An 18,557-nucleotide genomic window follows, 5' to 3' on the forward strand; every position below is an offset into this window, starting at 1 on the left:
TACTTACTCTAAAAACAGTGTGTTTATTAAGCTTTCTTGTTCTTTTCCAGCTTCATGTTTTAATGCTCGTATAAAATCCATAGAATTGGCGGGACTGTTTGGATAACCATGATTTTTCCAAACCAACTTGAGCGCATTAATAATGGGTTCATCCCCAATAGCAGCGCGTAGCTTAGCAAAGACAATGGTTGCTCGCGAATATTGGTCAAAGCTTTGTGTAGCATCAACTAAGGCTGTTCGCTCCTTTATGTTCATCAGCATACTTTGCTCATAGCGTGTTGTTTCATACTCAACCAGCGCTTGCATTGTCGCTTTCCCATAACGCTGCTCTATAACAACAAGCTCAATATACTTTGCCATAGACTCCACTAAAAAAGCGCTATCTGAACATACCCCATTACCAATATCATGGCCAAACCATTGATGCGCGGTTTCATGAACTGCACGGCGATAGCGTTGATCAAAGCCTGCATTAGCGCTTGGCTTTGATCTAAAACCAACACTGTCTTCAATAAGTATAAGTTGCGGCAATGCATAACCTGTAGCACCAACACTAGGCGAGCCTATTAAACTCAATTGTTTTGCTCTATAAGGGCTTATATTATTAAGCCATTTTATTGTATCGCCCATTGCGCTAAGGTTTACAGCTATAGACTCCGCTCGTGCTGGCTCGTTTTTATCTTTAGCAAACACGTTTAATATCACGCCATTTTGCTGTTTGGTAACAGGGGAATAAGGCACCGTCACCCAAGCTGGGATTGCATTTATGGGTGTACGAGTCTCAAAATGAAATATTTCGCGGTCATCTTTGCTGGTACGTGATATTTCCTCTCCTTGGGTTATAACCTGATAACCCCTTGTTGTACTCACTTTACTCGACATAGTAAGCCACTGGTAATGAGTACTTGCTTTCGCCGTTTTAGCAAATAGCTTCGTGGGTCTAATCACCGACTTCACTTTAAGTGCGTGTTGCTGACGAAGTATAGGATCGGTTAATTCATAATTATCTTGATAGCCAACAGTCGGTAATAAAGGCACTGATCGTATATAGCTAAATTCAGGGGTTATTATCTGATGGCCTCTTACTGGCCAAAGCTTAGCTTGATGAACATCAAACCGTGTAACTAGTTTACGTATTTCTCCTGGCTGCATTTCATTCTCAAACTTAAACACAGCTTGATTAAGCAAGGGAAAGCTTTTAGCCCTTTGCGCGCCATCGATTTCAATATCGGCCCATTTATAAAAACCAGAGCGCCCAACCAATATCTCTTTAATAGGGGCTTGATGGGTGTTTTTTAAGGTATATATTAAGGAAAAATGAGCTTGCTGCTGATGCGGATAAAAGTCTACATTAGCATCAATGTGCATAATGCTTGGCTGTGATACATTGCGCCATTGTGAGAATGCTTTTTCGTATTGTGCTTTAAATGCCTCGCGTTTATGCGAGTTGGTTAAAGGCTTCTCCTCAACCAGTCTTAAATGTAATTGAGTAAATAGTGCCACAGTGATAAGTAAAGGAATAAGTAACCAAAAATGTTTAACCCCCATTACTCTTTGGCTCAACCCGGCACCTCGGTGATTAAAAATCCCCGTAATTATAACTAAACTAATACACGCCACTAACCAAACTGATATATAAGGCCAATAACTACTTATACTTGCACGATAATCCCAAAAGTTATCAGGTGCCTGCAAAGGTGTCCAACCAACACTCCACAATGTATGCGTAAGACCAAGATAAGTCATTATCGGTGTAAATTTAATCAGTAAAATAACAGCAATTAGCAAACCCGCAATAAGCTGCGAACGACACAAATTAAATACACACAAAAATACACACGCAATAATGGCAAGCACAATTGCCATCAAAAATAAAATGGTTAAATGTACTTCAAATTGATATGCACTGTGTAAAAACCACTGAGCTGCACTTGCCCCTAATAAGCTCATTGTTAAAAAAAACAATATCATAGTACCTAGGGCCAATAACTGACTGTTTAAAAAGTAATATGTTTTGAGCGGTGTGGCAGCGATCAGCTCAGCTATATTATAGTATTTAGCGAAACAGCTTACTTGCCAGCTCCACAAAGCCATTAATAAAGTGCCAAACAACAATTGCATATCAAATGCATAATAACTGATCGCATCAAGGCTTGTGGTGCTCATAACACTCATTGGTTCAACATAACCAGACGACGAGGCAACACTATTAAAAACTATCACCGGCCAAACAAAAATAATCAGTAAAGTAACAGGGTGTGAAACCAAATTAACCAGCGTAATTTTGTATAAACTGGCCATCATCAAAAATGGTTTTTTTGTGACTTTCGCTGTTTTATATTCAGCGGGTTCTAACGTGTTGTAACGAACGCATTCGTTATTATTTTTACCTTTTTGACTCTTTAATAATGTGTTTTTTTTATTTTTACTAAAAGTAATATAAAAAATACCAACAGCAAGCATACTCACAACAACGCGATTAATAGCAAATGAAGCTCCTAATGAATTGGTTAAACTGTTTATTACGGCGGTGTATGCAAAAGGGTCAAGCCAAACAAATAATGTATAAAAGCGATTGCTTATGATACTACTTCCAGCAAGCATTGGATTTCCGGTAATACTTGCAAGCATTATGTAGCCTATCCACAACACCGTAAAAACAACATAATTGGGCAATGAATTAGCTGATTTATGGCAAACAAAAAAGGCAATAACAACTAAAAAGCAGCTATTTGGTAACAATACTAAAAAACTATTATATACAGTAAAATAAACCATATTTGGTATATAGCCCAATTGCCTTACATGCATGTATATCATTACTAAATCGCTAATTAAGCTGATAATAAAAACCAAGCAAATCAGTAAGCATACTCTTGCTAAACTGCGCTTAAATAAACTAGTTTGCGTAGCATAAATAAGCTCCTGCATTGACGCGTGCTGATCTCGTAAAAATATAACGGGCGCCAATACTCCTACAAGCACAGGTAACTGCATCATTTGTAGCATTGTAATATTTAACTTAAATTGTTTTAACGAATCAACTTCAACTGTTGCAAGCCCAGAGGACAACATAACCGAAAATATTAAAGGAACAATAATGCACAACCAAACAAGTGGTTGGCGCACTGCATATCGCCACTCATTAAAAATTAACATGTTTGACTTCCTTCATTGAGTGCAAAAAAGTACTTGTCTTGAAGCGTAGCGGGCGAGTTTATTGCATTTTGTGCAGGCGCTGTATCTGCATAGACACGAAATGACGCTCTACCATAGCGATGGCTCTTACTTAATACATGCTGATTTGGTATGCCCGTAGGTAAACTTTCGAGCTGCCAAATCTTACCTTCTAAAGGAACTAGTAACTCTTTTACGTCACCGCTTTGTATGAGTGCTCCTTGATCTATAATGGCCACGTAGTGACATAAATTTTCTACATCTTCAACAATATGGGTCGATAACAATACCAACCTATTTTGACTAATACTAACGAGTAAATTATTTAAACTTTCTCGTTCCACAGGATCGAGCCCAGCAGTGGGTTCATCCATAATAATTAGCTTTGGGTTACCTAACAAAGCCTGAGCCACACCAAAACGCTGCTTCATTCCTCCCGAAAAATTAACGACCTTTTTATTAGCAAACTGAGTCAAATTGGTTAGCTCAAGTAAACTATTAATTTGGTTTTTGCGTGCATTACCATCTATGCCTTTTAATACGGCAATATGCTCAAGTAACGCCCGACAACTCATGTTGGGGTACACGCCAAAATATTGTGGTAAATAGCCTAGCTGCGATCTAAGCGCATCTGGTTGGCTAATCACATCAAGGCCATTAAAATTAATATGTCCGGAGTCGGCATTTTGTAAACACGCGAGTGTGCGCATAAGTGTTGATTTACCCGCTCCATTAGGGCCAAGTAGACCGACCATACCGGCGGGTAGAGTGATCGTCACATCATTCAAAGCCTGCGTACCATCTGCGTATTTTTTGTTGATATTTTTCAGTGTAAGCATTAGTTTCATCCTTAATTGGTATAGCACCAGCTTAAGAAAGCAAGTCAATACAAGCGAGAAAATAATGGTTAACGTATTGAAATAAATGATGAACATAAAAAAGTAACGTTGGTCATTTAAATATGACCTTTCATCATTTAAATAAACGGCCTAGTATGCTTAAAACGGTTATTAACCCTATGAAATTAAATAATTATTTTAAAAATAAATTATGATTTAAACAGTTTTATGGATAAACTAGCGCGCTCAGCGTAGTGAATTGTGCAAAGGTAATGTTTAAAATAAAAAGACAATTTTATCTAAGCGTACCCGCTCAGAAACTATAATAAAAACGGAGTCACATATGCAGCAAGCCAATACACCAATATGGCAACGCTTTAGCATTACCCAGCTAATAATTTTTTTACCGCTAATAGCCGCTATTATGCTCGACTCTCATATACGCTTTTTGTCATCACATATGGATTCAACTAGCCAATATCTGACTATTAATATTCAACTTTTTTTACAGTGTATTCCCTTTTTTATTGCCCATGCGTTTGCATATCGTTTATTACTTACACCCGCAATCATAGTTTGGCTGTTAGGCTTTTTAGCCTATCCATCTCTCTTGCTAGTATTTAATAACCAACTTCTTAACTTTTCGCAATGGCAATATCTTGATGCACAATGTTGGACACTGTGCGCATCTGCAAGTGGTATATGGCTTATTACTAAACGCACTAATAAAAATAACAATGTGTTGAGTAATAAATGGCTTAAATCCTTGTTTTCACTTGATACAGTCGTGTTTATAGTACTTTTAGGTTGGGCAATAGTTACATCAAGCATACTCAATACGCACACTGATCCTATGTTAAACCAGCCTATTGAGCCTGTTATTGATGTTTATAAAGTATTCACACAGTTTGATACTTTTTTGGGTTACCTTTGGCAAATTACTGTTTGTGCCGGATTAGTATATGGAGTGTATTTATTAAATAGATATTTATTAATACGCTACGTATTAACCTATCATGGCGTATTAATATTTTTGTTTGCAAGTTTAATAAGCCTCGTTGTACTTACACCTATATTAACATCGTGCTTGCTACTGTTACCTATTAACGATTTACCCTCAGGCATTGCTAACTTAACACCAGGCGGTAATGATAATATTTTCAGCCCTGAAAATTATCAGTTCGTATTTTTGTTTTTAGCTATAAGCACACCGATTATTTTAGCGTTTGAACGACAGCAACAACACGTTCAAATTAGCAACATTGCCCAGCAACAAACAAAAACAGAGCTAATGCTACTTCAGCAGCAAATTAACCCTCATTTTTTATTTAATACATTAAACAACCTTTACGCGCTGACATTAAAAAAAGCAGATAATGCACCAGATCTTGTTATGCAATTAGCTAATTTACTGCGTTACAGTGTTTATGAAGGCCAAAAAGCACAGGTGAGTTTAGAAAAAGAAATCAATTACTTAAAAGGTTTTATTGCATTACAGCGTTTGCGAAGCGCTGAGCGCTGCAACTTTGATGTGCAATGGCCTGAACATCAACAACACTATTTAATTTCGCCGCTACTGTTAATAATGATTTTAGAAAACGCGATAAAGCATGGTGTAGAGCCCACGTCACAAAAAGTAACGGTTGTGTTTAAAATCACCATGGCCGATAACATACTAACGCTATTTTCCTCTAACCCTATTCTACCTAATAACAATTCAGAGCATGGGATGGGACTTAACAATTTACGCCGTAGGCTAACTCTTTTATATCCAAATAAGCACACATTAATTATTAATGAAAATAAAAACCTTTGGCAAACCACACTTAAATTGGAGCTGGCTGCATGCTAAACACAATAATTGTTGATGACGAGCCGCTCGCGCATGACGTTATACTGCATCATTTAAGTGCCCATAAAGATATTAATATAAGCGGACAATACCTTAACGCTAAAGATGCATTATGTGCTTTAGCCACATCATCTATTGATTTGTTATTTTTAGACATAAACATGCCCGAACTATCAGGGATTGCATTACTAAAAGTGCTCGCGAATCGACCACAAGTGATTATTATTAGTGCGTATCAAGAATATGCTTTAGCCGGTTTTGAACTTGACGTAACTGACTACCTACTAAAACCAGTCTCTGCGCAGCGCCTTGAACAAGCACTCAATAAAGTACGGAAAAAAAGAAAACACATAACGCTAAATCCCAAGGCACCTCTGACTATTACGCTTAAAATCGATCGTGAAAAACATAAAATTCAATTAAGCGATATAGACATGTTTGAAGCGTATGGTAATTACGTAAGAGTATGGCAAGGTGAAAAATCATTACTTGCAAGCAGTACTCTCAAATACATATTGCAGGAACTTGATACTTCATTTATTCAAGTCCACAAATCTTACGTGATTAACAAAAATAAAGTTGTTGCGTTAAGTAATGAAAGCGTTCAACTAGCATCAGGCGTGTCAGTTAAAATTGGCAAGTCATTTAAACAACAAGTGCGCGACATTATTTAACCTGAGATCTTATTTTATGTTTATCTAAAACATAACTTTAAGCTTTTCCCTAACACCGGACCTAAAATTTAGCACTTAACCTTTGCGGCTTTTCTCGCGTTACAAAGTAGCAAATTAGCGAGCCAACCGTTACCAGCACAACACCTTGCCAAAACGAAGCACTCAGCGTAATAGATAAATACAGCGCTGAAATAATAGTAGAAAACACCGGTGTAAAGTACGAAAGTGTGCCAAGCAGCATTAAGTTACCGCCAATAATAGCTTGGTTCCACAGTGCATACCCGCTCCCTACCACTACCCCTGCTAATAGCAATGTTATGCTTGAGCTGAGTGAAAACGTTAATGGCGCTTCATTACTAAAACCATATTGCGCCCATAAACTCATTGCCGTAACAGTAAAGAATAACGTAATGGCATTTTTGCCATTACTCAGCTTTTGCGTAACCACGCAATAAATAGCCCATATAAACGCTGCAGTTAATGCCATTAAATAAGTAACAGGATTATCAGCAAAGTTAGCTACAAGCGTATCGAGTGACATTTCTTGATCGCCCGTAATACACCAAGCAACGCCTAAAAAAGCAATAATCATGCTTGGGTACACCCAATAACTTACTTTTTTGCGACCAATGATAATAGAGAGCAATATAGTCAGCGTGGGCCATAAATAATTAATAACCGCCATTTCCATTGCCTGATGACGGCTATTTGCCATACCAATAGAAAGCGCCAAGCAAATTTCGTACGATACAAATAATAAAGTACCTACTACCAAGTAGCGTCTTGAAAACCCACTAAACTTAGGCACTCCCATAACCAAAATTAAAAATATCGCACTGACAGAGTACATAGCCGCAGCACCACCGATGGGGCTAAACAACTCAGAAATATCCCGTAGTAATGCAACTAAGCAACTCCACAGTAATATTGCAGCAACTCCATAAAGCGTGTATTTATTTTTGCTTAAAAACTCCATTTGCCAATCCAAAAGTACTACTCGTAAATTTGAAACTAAACTAACAGTAATTATTTAATTAAACAATTAGGGTCTGTTGATCTTTCAAGGTTAAATTTGCAGCAGTCTGTTTGGTATTTAGGCAAGGCAGAGCCTATATAGTGTGGTTATTCCCCATAAATGGGCGATAACGTAGCATTAATGCCAAACAGGCGCTGCCCAAAGGGTTCTTCCTAGGGACTACTTACTTTTTGTTGCTCGGTTTTTACTTAGCCCACTAGGTTACAAATCTCGCGCCGCGATTAAATAGCCCCTAGTTTGAACAAATTTTAATCCGCAAAGATCAACAGACCCTAAAGTTTATAGCTTAAACCTCTTCCCCTGTTTTTTACATTCACACTTTTTAGTAATTGACCTTTTGGTCAGTAAAGCTACAATCAATCAATACGTTAAACACGCAAACTCAACAATGACCACACAAATAAAACCAAATAAAAAAGAAGTAACACGCGAAAAAAACCAAAAACTAATTTTAGATGCCGCCGAGCAATTGTTTTCGCAATTAGGTTACGACGGAGCAAGTATGAGCATGGTTGCTAAAGAAGCGCAGGTGCCAAAAGCTAATATTTTGTATTACTTTAAAAGTAAAGATGGTCTGTACGAGTCTGTGATCGACCGCATAATAGCTAATTGGAACTTAGGGCTCGATAACGTCACAATTAACGACGATCCAGCTACCGTGCTTTATAACTATATTAAAAGTAAAGTAATACTCGCCGTAAATCAGCCAATGCAATCTCGCTTATTTGCCAGTGAAATACTGCGCGGTGCCCCTTATTTACAAAACTACTTTAGAACCAATACCCGCCCTTGGGTTAAGCAAAAAGTTGATGTACTTCAAGCGTGGATGGACGCAGATAAAATGGATAAGGTTGACCCCTACCATTTGCTCTTTACTATTTGGTCTACCACGCAGTATTACGCCGACTTTCAGGCTGAGGTTTTACTCGTAATGAACAAATTAGAGTACGACAAAACCGATGTGGCACAAATTACGCAATCAATTGCCCACATAATTTTAAAAGGTATTGGTCTTAAAATACCTGAGCAAAGTGAGACTTAACCCATGACATCCTTTACTACACCCGATTTATTTGACGATCATCGCGATAACGTGCAAGTAGCCGACAGTGGCCTTTATCACTTTGGTAAAAAAACCACGTTTTATGGCAAAGTAGTTACAGTTACCTGTCCAGAAGACAACTCTTTTGCTGCCGATATATTGCATGAAAATGGTGAAGGTAAAGTATTAGTTATAAACGGGTTTGCGAGCAAACGCTTTGCGTTTATTGGCGATATTATGGCTGAGCGTGCCCTAAATAATGGTTGGGAAGGCGTAATAATAAATGGCTGTTGCCGAGATATAGAAATACTCGCCACGATGAACTTACCTGTAATGGCGCTAGGCTCAACACCGCGTAGTACCTTAAAGCGCGGCTTTGGTGATAAAAACCAAGCTGTTACCATGCTTAGCACCACCATGGAACCTAACGATTGGGTTTACGCCGATATTAACGGTTTAATCATCAGTAAAACGTCCCTTATTTAGCGCTCACAACCATATAAATAAAGACCAATTTGGTGCACCTGCGCACCAAATTGGTTTGTTTTAGCTCATTTTAATACCACTATTTTTACAGCCCATATTTACTAACCTCATACAACTCGCCAAATCCTGACCAATTGGACAGGATTTTAATTTGTGGCATTCCTCTTGCTTAGGTTTTAAACAATATAATAAGCTAACCGATTAAAAAGCGGATTAGGCTCTGTAAAATAAAAACAAGATGTTACGCAGTGAGCTGAAAAATAATAAAAATTAATCCGTCTTTTTAATCACTCTAAATCTGAACTGCTTGGTCAGATTTTTTATAACGAGTGGTGATATGAGTAGCAAAAATAATAATACGACCGGTATTTTTTGTGACCATGGTCCTAAGGCATGGCAAACACATTACCAAGGCACGCTTATTAATAAGCGTCTTGCAATAAAAGATGTATTTGCTGTTAAAGGTGAGCGCAACAGCGCAGGTAACCCACACTGGTTTAAAGCAGCAAAACCGGCCCAGCAAACAGCAAGTGCCGTAAATATGTTAATGGACGAGGGTTGTAGCTTTACAGGCTTTACCCATACCGATGAGCTTGCTTACAGCTTAGAGGGAAATAACATTCATTATGGTGCAGCACAAAACCCTAAATTAAAAGGGCATACTTGCGGTGGTTCGAGTATGGGGTCTGCTGCATCCGTTGCTGCTAACTTAGCCGATATTGGCTTAGGCACCGACACTGGCGGCTCAATTAGAATACCCGCCAGCTATTGTGGTTTATTTGGTATAAGGCCAAGCCATAACGTGATTGAAAAAGACGGCCTAATACCGTTGGCACCGCCTTTTGATACTATAGGTTGGCTTACCCAAAGCGCCGAGCTATTAAGCAGCGTTGGCGATGTATTATTACCACAACAACCTATTAATAAAGTAAATACGCTGGTTATTTGCGAAGCACTCTTTGAACTTGTTGACTCCTCTTTACAAGCACCACTGGGTAACCTTTTAGAAAAAACCAAACCTTATTTTAATCATCATATCGATTTTAAGCTCCCCAACGTTGGTTTACTAAGTGAGCTTGCCGATACCTTTAGAATATTACAAGGTCGTGCGATTGCTAAAACGCACCGAGACTGGCTTGAACTCCCAGATCAGCTTTCTCATTTTGCGCCAGCAATTGCGGCTCGTTTTAAAATGGCACTGGCTTTAACCGAGCAAGAAGAACAAGAGGCGTTAAAAATACAGCACGAGTGGCAAACAATAGTCGCTAAAAACCTAAACAAACACAGCTGCTTATTTTTACCCACCACACCCACAACCGCACCTAAATTAGGCGCCGACACAAGCGCCTTACGCATGCAAATTATTACGCTTTCGGCAATTGCGGGCCTTAGTGGCTCAGCGCAAGTGCATTTACCGCTGGCTGATTTAGCAAATGATCATCCTTATGGTTTTTCACTAATGATGAGCCACGGTAACGATAAAAGCCTACTTGCTTGCGTACAACAATTAGCTGCACACTTTAAACAGGACACACCGGCATGACCACACACAACATTGCATTTACCGCGTCTCACTTTTCGGCCACTGAGGCGGGTATAAATATACTAAAACAAGGCGGTACAGCTACCGAGGCTATGGTAGCCGCAGCAGCTGCTATTAGCGTTGTATATCCACATATGAACTCAATTGGTGGCGACAGCTTTTGGCTTATCGATAATCCCAATCAAAAAACACCCACCGCTATTGACGCCTGCGGCCGCGCAGCAACTAATACAACACCCTATAACTCGCACACGCAAATACCAGAGCGCGGCGGATTAAGCGCACTGACTCAAGCGGGTACAATACGCGGTTGGCAAAAAGCGCTTGAGCTTGATGAACACGCAGCACTGCCACTTTCAAAAATTTTAGCGCCCGCAATAAAACTTGCTCGCGAGGGCTTTACCGTTACAAAAAGCTTGCAGGCAGGCTGCGAAAAACTAGCCGCTGCTAACAATACCAATGACGCGTTTAAAAACCTCTACATACCCAATGGCAAACCCTTGCAAGCAGGTCAGCATTTTAAAAACCCTAAACTTGCAGCAACATTTGAGCACTTAGCAAAACAGGGTTTAAACGCATTTTATGAAGGTGCACTTGCCAACTCATTTGCCGCTGATTTAGCCAAAGCAGGCAGCTCGATTACCACAGATGATATTGCAAGTACCCAAGCCGAAGTAGTTACCCCGCTAAATGCAAACCTAAGTGGTATTGACTGCTACAACTTACCCGCGCCAACACAGGGCGTGCATTCGCTGCAAATAATTGGTGCCGTAAATAAGTTAAAGCATTTAGCTAAAACCGATGCCGACTGGACACACTTAATTGTAGAGGCAACCAAGCAAAGCTTTACCCATCGCCCTACCCTTTGGGCTGATCCTGAAGTATTAGGGGACGATTATAAAAACGCACTAACCGATGATCGCTTAAGCCAACTTGCTAACAATATTGATATGGCCAAAGCCAAAAAATGGCCATTTAACGCAGAGCCTGGCGATACAGTGTGGATGGCTGCAAGAGATAAAAACGGGCAATTAGTAAGCTTTATTCAAAGTATTTACTGGGAATTTGGCAGCGGAATACTAATGAGCGAAGGCGGCTTTGTGTGGAATAACCGAGGTTTAAGTTTTAGTTTAAACAATAAAGATACCAATAACCTTGCCTCAAATAAAAAGCCTGCACATACACTTAATCCAGCAATGGCAAAGTTTAGCGATGGTCGCCGACTTGCTTACGGAACAATGGGCGGTGAAGGACAACCACAAACCCAAGCCGCTGTTTTTGCAGGCTACGCATGGCGAAATAAATCAATAAAACAAGCAATCAGCGACCCTCGTTGGTTACTTGGACGCACATGGGGCGATACAAGTACAAATTTAAAAATTGAAAAAGGGTTAGTTTTTCATATAGAACATGAATTAAATCAACGTGACCACGATTGGGTAAGCGTTGATAATAATAACGAAATGATGGGGCACGCTGGGGCTATTTTAGATACACCTACACGCCTTGAAGCTGCAACAGATCCTCGTTCAGATGGACGTGCAACAGTAACTACAGCAGGAACACAATGTCAGAAATAATAAACCAATGGCCAATAGTAGCGGCCTTAATAGCAACCGGTATTTTTGCCGGAATTTTAGCAGGACTTTTTGGTGTAGGCGGCGGTATTGTTATCGTACCTGTGCTGTATTTTTTACTGCAAGGTTTTGGCGTAAGCCCAGAGTCGGCAATGATGATAGCCACCGCCACATCACTTGCAACCATAGTACCTACTTCGCTTTCATCTATTCGCTCGCATCATAGCAAAGGGAATATTGACCTTGCGCTAATAAAATACTGGGCACCGTTTATATTAGTTATGGCGGTAGTCGGTAGTATTATTGCTCATACCGTTCGCGGTAACGCATTAGTGCTCATGTTTGCCTGCATTGCTATTTTAGTCAGTTTAAACATGTTATTTAGAGCCGGCGCACCCGCGCTTGTAAAACAACTGCCAGGTAAATTTGGTCAAGGCGTTATGGCAAGTATTGTAGGTGGTTTGTCAGTAATGATTGGCATAGGCGGCGGTACTATTGGCGTACCTATGCTAAACGCATTTAATGTACGCGCCCATGTTGCAGTAGGTACTGCGGCCGTTTTTGGTTTATTGATTGCGCTACCAGGTGTTATTACCTTATTAAGTATTGGCACAACGCCAACCGATGCTCCCCTAGGTACGTGGGGGTTAGTTAACCTCCCTGCCTTTTTTCTTATTATTCCGCTGACTATTTTATTTGCACCTATTGGCGTAAAAATTGGTAGCAAGCTGGATCAAAAACAACTAAAACGCGCTTTTGCCGTTGTCTTAATGATAACCGGCATTCGCATGCTCATTCAGACTCTGGGAGCCTAAAATATGTTTAATAACACGCAAGTTCAAACCTTAAACCCACCACAGCGTTTATTAATGGGACCAGGCCCAATTAATGCAGATCCTCGTGTTTTACGTGCTATGTCGGCGCAACTTATAGGTCAATACGACCCAGTAATGACCGGTTTTATGAACGAAACCATGGCGCGTTACCGCGAAATTTTTAAAACTAAAAACGAATGGACCATGCTAATAGATGGCACATCGCGCGCAGGGATTGAAGCCGTATTATGCTCAATTTTACGCCCAGGCGATAAAGTACTAGTGCCAATTATGGGGCGCTTTGGCCACCTACTTGCTGAAATAGCAGAACGCGTTGGCGCAAAGGTGCACACAATAGAAGTACCGTGGGGCGAAGTGTTTACGCCAGAGCAAATCGAAGAAGCCATTGTTGATGTAAAACCCCATGTACTTGCTATGGTACAAGGCGATACATCCACCACCATGAACCAACCTCTTGAGTATATTGGCGATATTTGCCAAAAGCACGATGTACTATTTTATTGCGATGCTACCGCATCTATTGTGGGTAACGAACTTCCTGTCGATGAATGGAAACTCGATGCACTTTCGGTTGGCCTACAAAAATGTTTAGGCGGTCCTTCTGGGTCAGCGCCATTAACACTAAGCGATAAATGCGCCGATTGGATCCAAAAACGCAAAAAGGTAGAAGCAGGCATTCGCACGGCCGACCATACCGATGGCACAGAACCCTTTGTGCGCTCTAACTATTTTGATTTAGGTATGATCATGAATTACTGGGGAGAGGAGCGCCTAAATCATCATACCGAAGCCACTAGCATGCTGTATTGCGCCTCAGAATGCGCCCGCATAGTCATTGAAGAAGGCGTGGATAACTGCGTAGCGCGCCACAAATTACATGGCGATGCCATGCTAACGGGCATTCAAGCACTCGGCTTAAATGTATTTGGCGATTTAACACATAAAATGAACAACGTACTGGGAGTGTATATACCCGAGGGCATTAATGCCGATCACGTACGCGGACAAATGCTAACCGATTTTGGAATAGAAATTGGCACCTCGTTTGGACCACTTCATGGCAAAATTTGGCGTATTGGCACTATGGGCTACAACGCCCGAAAAGACACCGTACTACAAACATTGGCAAGTTTAGACGCTTGCCTACATGCCAACGGTTACAAAGGCCCTAAAGGCGAGGCCGCCATTGCAGCCCTTGCTCACTATAAATAAAAAAAGGATTTAGCATGACGATTGTAAGCCCACAACACAGCCCTTTATTAGGTAAAGAACGTGCCAATACCCACGCAGCACGCGCTTTATCTCGCTGTAAAACCCTCAGCGCACTATCGCAAATGCAAGGCGGCATTCACCGAGTGTACTTATCAAAAGAGCACAAAGAGTGTAACGACGTTACTGCATCGTGGATGGTTGAGGCAGGCATGCAATCGTGGCAAGACGAAGTGGGCAACCTTTGGGGGCGGCTTAAATCATCAAACCCACATGCTAAACGTTTAATTATAGGATCGCACCTCGACACAGTACCAAACGCAGGTGCATTTGATGGTATTTTAGGTGTACTACTGGGGATAGAGATTGCAGCGCTTGCAAATAAGCTAAAGCTCGACCTGCCCTTTCATTTAGATGTAGTGGGCTTTTGCGATGAAGAAGGCACTCGCTTTGCCACAACTTTAATTGGCTCAAAAGCACTCGCTAACGAGTTTGACCCACAGTGGCTAAATATACAAGATACAAGCGGTATAACTATGCGCCAAGCCATGCTCGACTTTGGCTTAAACCCTAACGACTATGCAAAGGCCGCACTAAACAAAAACGAATTACTAGGTTACTGGGAAACTCATATTGAACAAGGGCCAGTACTCGAATCGGTTAATCAGGCGTTAGGCGTTGTAACGGCTATTGCAGGGGCAAAACGCGCCATGCTTACCCTAACAGGTCAAAGTGGTCATGCGGGTACAACCCCTATGAATTTACGTCAGGATTCCCTAGCTGGTTGCGCTGAATTAGTAACCGAAATCGAAAAACTAGCAAACAATGCTAAAAATGGCGAAGTTGCCACCGTAGGGCAAATACAGTCGCGCCCCGGCGCTACAAACGTGATTGCAGGCAAAACAACCATAAGCCTAGATGCACGCGCACAAAGCGACACCGATCTCGCTAACTTACTAAGCGCCATACAAAGCAGCGCTCAATCTATAGCAAGCAAACGCAATTTAACGCTTGATTGGCAATGGACTCATGCCGCCGATGCCGTTGCGTGTGATACTCAAATTCAGCATTTGTTTTCAAGCGCATGTAAACTCAATAACCAAGCATCGCCTTCACTTGCTTCAGGCGCTGGGCATGATGCAATGGCAATCGCGCCTATTTGCCCCATTGGCATGTTATTTATACGCAGCCCTGGCGGTATAAGCCACCACCCTGCAGAAGCAGTTATCGACAGCGATGTAACAAAGGCACTCAGTGTAATGTACAGCGCGCTTTTACTTTATGTGAAAGAGTGTGAGTGATTTTAAGGTAATCGAGTAAACCAAGTATATTAACTTGGTATGCTTAGGGGCTTAAACCTCCTCAAAGTCATTTGGAGGTTGTTACTAAATGCAGGAATATTCGTTATTTAAAGTAGCTTTATCGGACTGCCCTTTGCTCTTTTAGGCTAAGGCGTTTATGTGAGCTATATACATGTTGAATGTTTGTACCATTAACCAAATATGCATCCATTTCAACGGTAATTAAACCCGATAATGGCTTGATTTCTAGAACACCCAACTCACCTAAATTTGCAGATAGTAAAGTATTATTCCTAATAGCTAACAAAGTTTTGTCAGTATCTCGTAAGTCACCATTCACATATAATTTAGCACCACTAAACCAATTGTTAATTATTTTAACTTTGATTGACTTAATAGTAAATTCAAAGGATTTTCTCATCAGATCTCCATATTCAGAAAATGTAATTATTATACTTTGTGTTCTTATGTGTTTGGCGCACAAACACTTTCGTTTAATACCCGCTTAGTCGATGCTGGGTAATTTTTTAGTGCAGCCAAAGGGCGAATTGGCCGCTGAACCAAATTACCTGAGCAGTTTGGGCACACGTTATTTAACAGCGTTTGGGCACAGCCAGAACAAAATGTGCATTCAAATGAACAAATAAAAGCCTCTGTGGACTGTGCAGGTAGATTCTTATCACAACATTCACAATTAGGTCTTAAATCTAGCATTTAGAGCTCCCTTTTATCCACCCAATGCTGAGTAAATATCTATTACCTTTTATAACTTTTGATACCTGATGCTCACTTACATCAGGGCGGAATAGCTTAACCCGCTTTGTTTCAAATATCGGATCACTGCAAATAAACTCACCACCCAAATCTGCTTTTTTAAGCACTATATTCAATCGATAGTGTTTACCAGATTCAACTTTGTCTGTGTGTGGTGCTATTTCACTTCCTTGTGGGAATTTAAGCAAATATGTATCAAATTTAATTGGCCACGTAGCACCACAAATCAACATTTTATCGTAGCCTGATTTTTGTCGGCCTCGCTCCCAACAAAATAATTTACTCAAAAAAAACATACAATCCCTCGAAACAGCTAACAAGCTGCAGGTTAACTCGTTTTTTATTTTTATTGATAAACAAACCATAGCCGAGTTCATATTTTGATTCAATCGATTATTGTATTTTACGTGGGATATAAAAGAGAGTTTTAATGGTGTTTTGATTGGCGTTTTAAAAGACATTATGGTGGCTATAATTACCTAGCAAATCAAAATATAGCCACCCGTTTTACTTTAATGCTTATTTAATCGTTACCTTTGCATCACTTACCCATGTTTCAGTTATAGCTTCATCATTTTTATCAACTAAATACGCGCGTATGTTCACCGGATTGTTGTTAGCTTGTTTGTAGTCAAACGCTAATCGCCATTGGTTTGTACCAACTACCGGATAAACTCCAATAGGTTCTAGTATTTCACCGTTGCTGGCTTCAACTATCGGCTTTATACCACTTTTGTTATCTAAGCCTTTAAATACTGGACCTTCAAAATCAATCACCATTTTGTTAACGCCTTCAGGAATTGGCTGGCCGGGAATTCCGCCTAAGCCTTGGCGAGTATTTACAACGCTTGCAAGGTTTTTTGATTTTGGATCGAGTGGACGCCACTCAATATCATAAGAAAAGGTAAACTCATCACCTTTGCGCGCCTCTTTTTCGGGCACCCAATAGGCCACAATGTTGTCAAACGTTTCATCTTTTGTAGGAATTTCGATTAACTGTACTGCGCCTTTGCCCCAATCGTCAGTAGGTTTAATCCACGCTGATGAACGCTTATTGTAAAATACGCCGTCGTCTTGGTAGTTATTAAAGTCACGATCTCTTTGGATTAAACCAAACCCTTTTGGGTTCTCATCAATAAAGCTATTGGTCGACACCGACTGAGGATTATTTAATGGGCGCCAAACGTATTGACCCGATCCTGTGTGAATAGCTAAGCCATCGCTATCGTGAATTTCAGGGCGCCAGTCTTTAGCTTCTGTTTTATCTTTTTGTGAGTACCAATACATACTAGTTAGCGGTGCTACACCTAAGCGTTCAACATCGGCGCGCATATACAAATTTGCCGTTACAGAGGTAATATGGCCTTTAGCTTCTTTGTTATCTTTGCTTAAACCAAATCGATAAGCACCAGTGATAGAAGGCCCTTCAAGCAATGCCCAAACAGACACACTTTCACCTTTTTTCTCTGCGGGGCCAATCCAAAATGCAGAAAAGCGCGGGAATTCTTCTGGCTGATTCATACCCGTATTAATTGCAATACCTCGGGCTGACAGTCCATATTGCCCCTCTGGCCCGTCGGTACGAAAATAAGACGCACCTAAAAAAGATATCCAATCTGGTTTCATATCTGGGCGCATTATTCTAAAGCCTGCAAATCCAAACCCTTCTGGGAGATCGTGAGCTGGGCTATTATCGGGCATATTAAAAACGTCATTACTAAAAGGTACATTTTGAACCTGATTTTTATCGTCTCTGATGTAAATACTTACTGGCTCTGGAAAATATCGGCCAGGGTAAAATAATTGTACGGGCGCCTTTTTTCCACTTGGATATAAGGTTTCATCTTCTTTAAAGCGTATTTTCCAGTGTTCGTCATAGGTAATTTTATCGATTAACTCCGGCGCTGGCACCTTAGTTGGCGTATAGGGCTTTTCGGCTGAGGCTTTTGCCAGCGCTTTTAAGTCTTCGAATGAAAACTGCGTTTTATCTACTGCTTCTGTCGCGTAAGACGACATCGAAGTGCTAAAAATAATTGCGATAAATAACTTTAATTTCATAAAAAGAATGTCCAATAAATTGAGTCAAATAAAAATGGGAACGCTGCACGAACGTATGTTTAACTTAAAGTTCTGTATGGATATTACGTGACGTAATATGAACTAGCGTTTACTAAAGTATTGTTATTTGACTACAGGACCTCCCATAATTAA

Annotated in this window: 16 protein-coding genes; 9 read left to right on the top strand and 7 right to left on the bottom strand. The window is 40.4% G+C overall.

The annotated features are described in order from the left end of the window. Nucleotides 1-3 precede the first annotated feature (3 nt). Together GQR38_RS09750 and GQR38_RS09755 are read right to left on the bottom strand one after the other, a co-directional pair. Nucleotides 4-3,159, bottom strand: coding sequence for a M1 family metallopeptidase (locus GQR38_RS09750; protein ID WP_165721708.1), 3,156 nt, complete (start codon nucleotides 3,157-3,159; stop codon nucleotides 4-6). After that, nucleotides 3,153-4,016, bottom strand: a complete 864-nt coding sequence (locus GQR38_RS09755) for an ABC transporter ATP-binding protein (protein WP_024593255.1) — start codon at nucleotides 4,014-4,016, stop codon at nucleotides 3,153-3,155. The genes GQR38_RS09750 and GQR38_RS09755 overlap by 7 nt, the downstream gene beginning before the upstream one ends. Nucleotides 4,017-4,359: 343 nt before the next feature. On the opposite strand from GQR38_RS09755, the gene GQR38_RS09760 reads away from it, so the two are divergent. Continuing rightward, on the top strand, nucleotides 4,360-5,868 hold the full coding sequence (locus GQR38_RS09760) for a sensor histidine kinase (RefSeq protein ID WP_165721709.1): 1,509 nt from the start codon (nucleotides 4,360-4,362) through the stop codon (nucleotides 5,866-5,868). Then, on the top strand, nucleotides 5,862-6,542 hold the full coding sequence (locus GQR38_RS09765; RefSeq protein ID WP_165721710.1) for a LytTR family DNA-binding domain-containing protein: 681 nt from the start codon (nucleotides 5,862-5,864) through the stop codon (nucleotides 6,540-6,542). The genes GQR38_RS09760 and GQR38_RS09765 overlap by 7 nt, the downstream gene beginning before the upstream one ends. A 61-nt stretch (nucleotides 6,543-6,603) precedes the next feature. Here the strand turns inward: GQR38_RS09765 and yddG are convergent, their stop codons facing one another. Next, nucleotides 6,604-7,518, bottom strand: a complete 915-nt coding sequence (gene yddG / locus GQR38_RS09770) for an aromatic amino acid DMT transporter YddG (RefSeq protein WP_165721711.1) — start codon at nucleotides 7,516-7,518, stop codon at nucleotides 6,604-6,606. Nucleotides 7,519-7,966: 448 nt separating this feature from the next. Here yddG and GQR38_RS09775 point away from each other — a divergent pair, with 448 nt between their 5' ends. The 7 genes from GQR38_RS09775 (at nucleotide 7,967) to GQR38_RS09805 (ending at nucleotide 15,572) form a co-directional block, all read left to right on the top strand. Next, nucleotides 7,967-8,620 carry a TetR/AcrR family transcriptional regulator gene (locus tag GQR38_RS09775; RefSeq protein WP_024597735.1) on the top strand — a complete coding sequence of 218 codons (654 nt, stop codon included), beginning with the start codon at nucleotides 7,967-7,969 and terminating at the stop codon, nucleotides 8,618-8,620. Nucleotides 8,621-8,623: 3 nt separating this feature from the next. Continuing rightward, nucleotides 8,624-9,106 carry a putative 4-hydroxy-4-methyl-2-oxoglutarate aldolase gene (locus GQR38_RS09780; protein WP_165721712.1) on the top strand — a complete coding sequence of 161 codons (483 nt, stop codon included), beginning with the start codon at nucleotides 8,624-8,626 and terminating at the stop codon, nucleotides 9,104-9,106. A gap of 337 nt (nucleotides 9,107-9,443) precedes the next feature. Beyond that, nucleotides 9,444-10,649 carry an amidase family protein gene (locus GQR38_RS09785; protein ID WP_165721713.1) on the top strand — a complete coding sequence of 402 codons (1,206 nt, stop codon included), beginning with the start codon at nucleotides 9,444-9,446 and terminating at the stop codon, nucleotides 10,647-10,649. Further along, complete coding sequence (locus GQR38_RS09790; RefSeq protein ID WP_165721714.1) at nucleotides 10,646-12,229, top strand: gamma-glutamyltransferase; 1,584 nt, start codon at nucleotides 10,646-10,648, stop codon at nucleotides 12,227-12,229. The genes GQR38_RS09785 and GQR38_RS09790 overlap by 4 nt, the downstream gene beginning before the upstream one ends. After that, entirely contained in the window at nucleotides 12,217-13,041 is an 825-nt protein-coding gene (locus GQR38_RS09795) for a sulfite exporter TauE/SafE family protein (RefSeq protein WP_024593246.1), read from the top strand. Before GQR38_RS09790 ends, GQR38_RS09795 begins: the two co-directional genes overlap by 13 nt. Before the next feature lie 3 nt (nucleotides 13,042-13,044). Then, nucleotides 13,045-14,274 carry an alanine--glyoxylate aminotransferase family protein gene (locus GQR38_RS09800; protein ID WP_165721715.1) on the top strand — a complete coding sequence of 410 codons (1,230 nt, stop codon included), beginning with the start codon at nucleotides 13,045-13,047 and terminating at the stop codon, nucleotides 14,272-14,274. Between the two features lie 14 nt (nucleotides 14,275-14,288). Further along, a complete protein-coding gene (locus tag GQR38_RS09805; protein ID WP_165721716.1) occupies nucleotides 14,289-15,572 on the top strand; it encodes an allantoate amidohydrolase in 1,284 nt (427 codons plus the stop codon). 118 nt (nucleotides 15,573-15,690) lie between these two features. Here the strand turns inward: GQR38_RS09805 and GQR38_RS09810 are convergent, their stop codons facing one another. The 4 genes from GQR38_RS09810 to GQR38_RS09825 form a co-directional block, all read right to left on the bottom strand. Next, entirely contained in the window at nucleotides 15,691-15,993 is a 303-nt protein-coding gene (locus GQR38_RS09810; RefSeq protein WP_033023834.1) for a hypothetical protein, read from the bottom strand. A 44-nt stretch (nucleotides 15,994-16,037) separates the two neighbouring features. Continuing rightward, the gene (locus GQR38_RS09815; protein ID WP_165721717.1) at nucleotides 16,038-16,286 is read right to left on the bottom strand and encodes a DUF1272 domain-containing protein; all 249 of its coding nucleotides are present in this window, start codon (nucleotides 16,284-16,286) and stop codon (nucleotides 16,038-16,040) included. Continuing rightward, nucleotides 16,280-16,642 carry a 2OG-Fe(II) oxygenase gene (locus GQR38_RS09820; protein WP_101216351.1) on the bottom strand — a complete coding sequence of 121 codons (363 nt, stop codon included), beginning with the start codon at nucleotides 16,640-16,642 and terminating at the stop codon, nucleotides 16,280-16,282. The genes GQR38_RS09815 and GQR38_RS09820 overlap by 7 nt, the downstream gene beginning before the upstream one ends. A 223-nt stretch (nucleotides 16,643-16,865) precedes the next feature. Next, complete coding sequence (locus GQR38_RS09825) at nucleotides 16,866-18,404, bottom strand: glucan biosynthesis protein (protein WP_165721718.1); 1,539 nt, start codon at nucleotides 18,402-18,404, stop codon at nucleotides 16,866-16,868. Between the last annotated feature and the right edge of the window lie 153 nt (nucleotides 18,405-18,557).

Source organism: Pseudoalteromonas sp. c7(2019), from assembly GCF_011378625.1.
Classification (GTDB): domain Bacteria; phylum Pseudomonadota; class Gammaproteobacteria; order Enterobacterales; family Alteromonadaceae; genus Pseudoalteromonas; species Pseudoalteromonas arctica.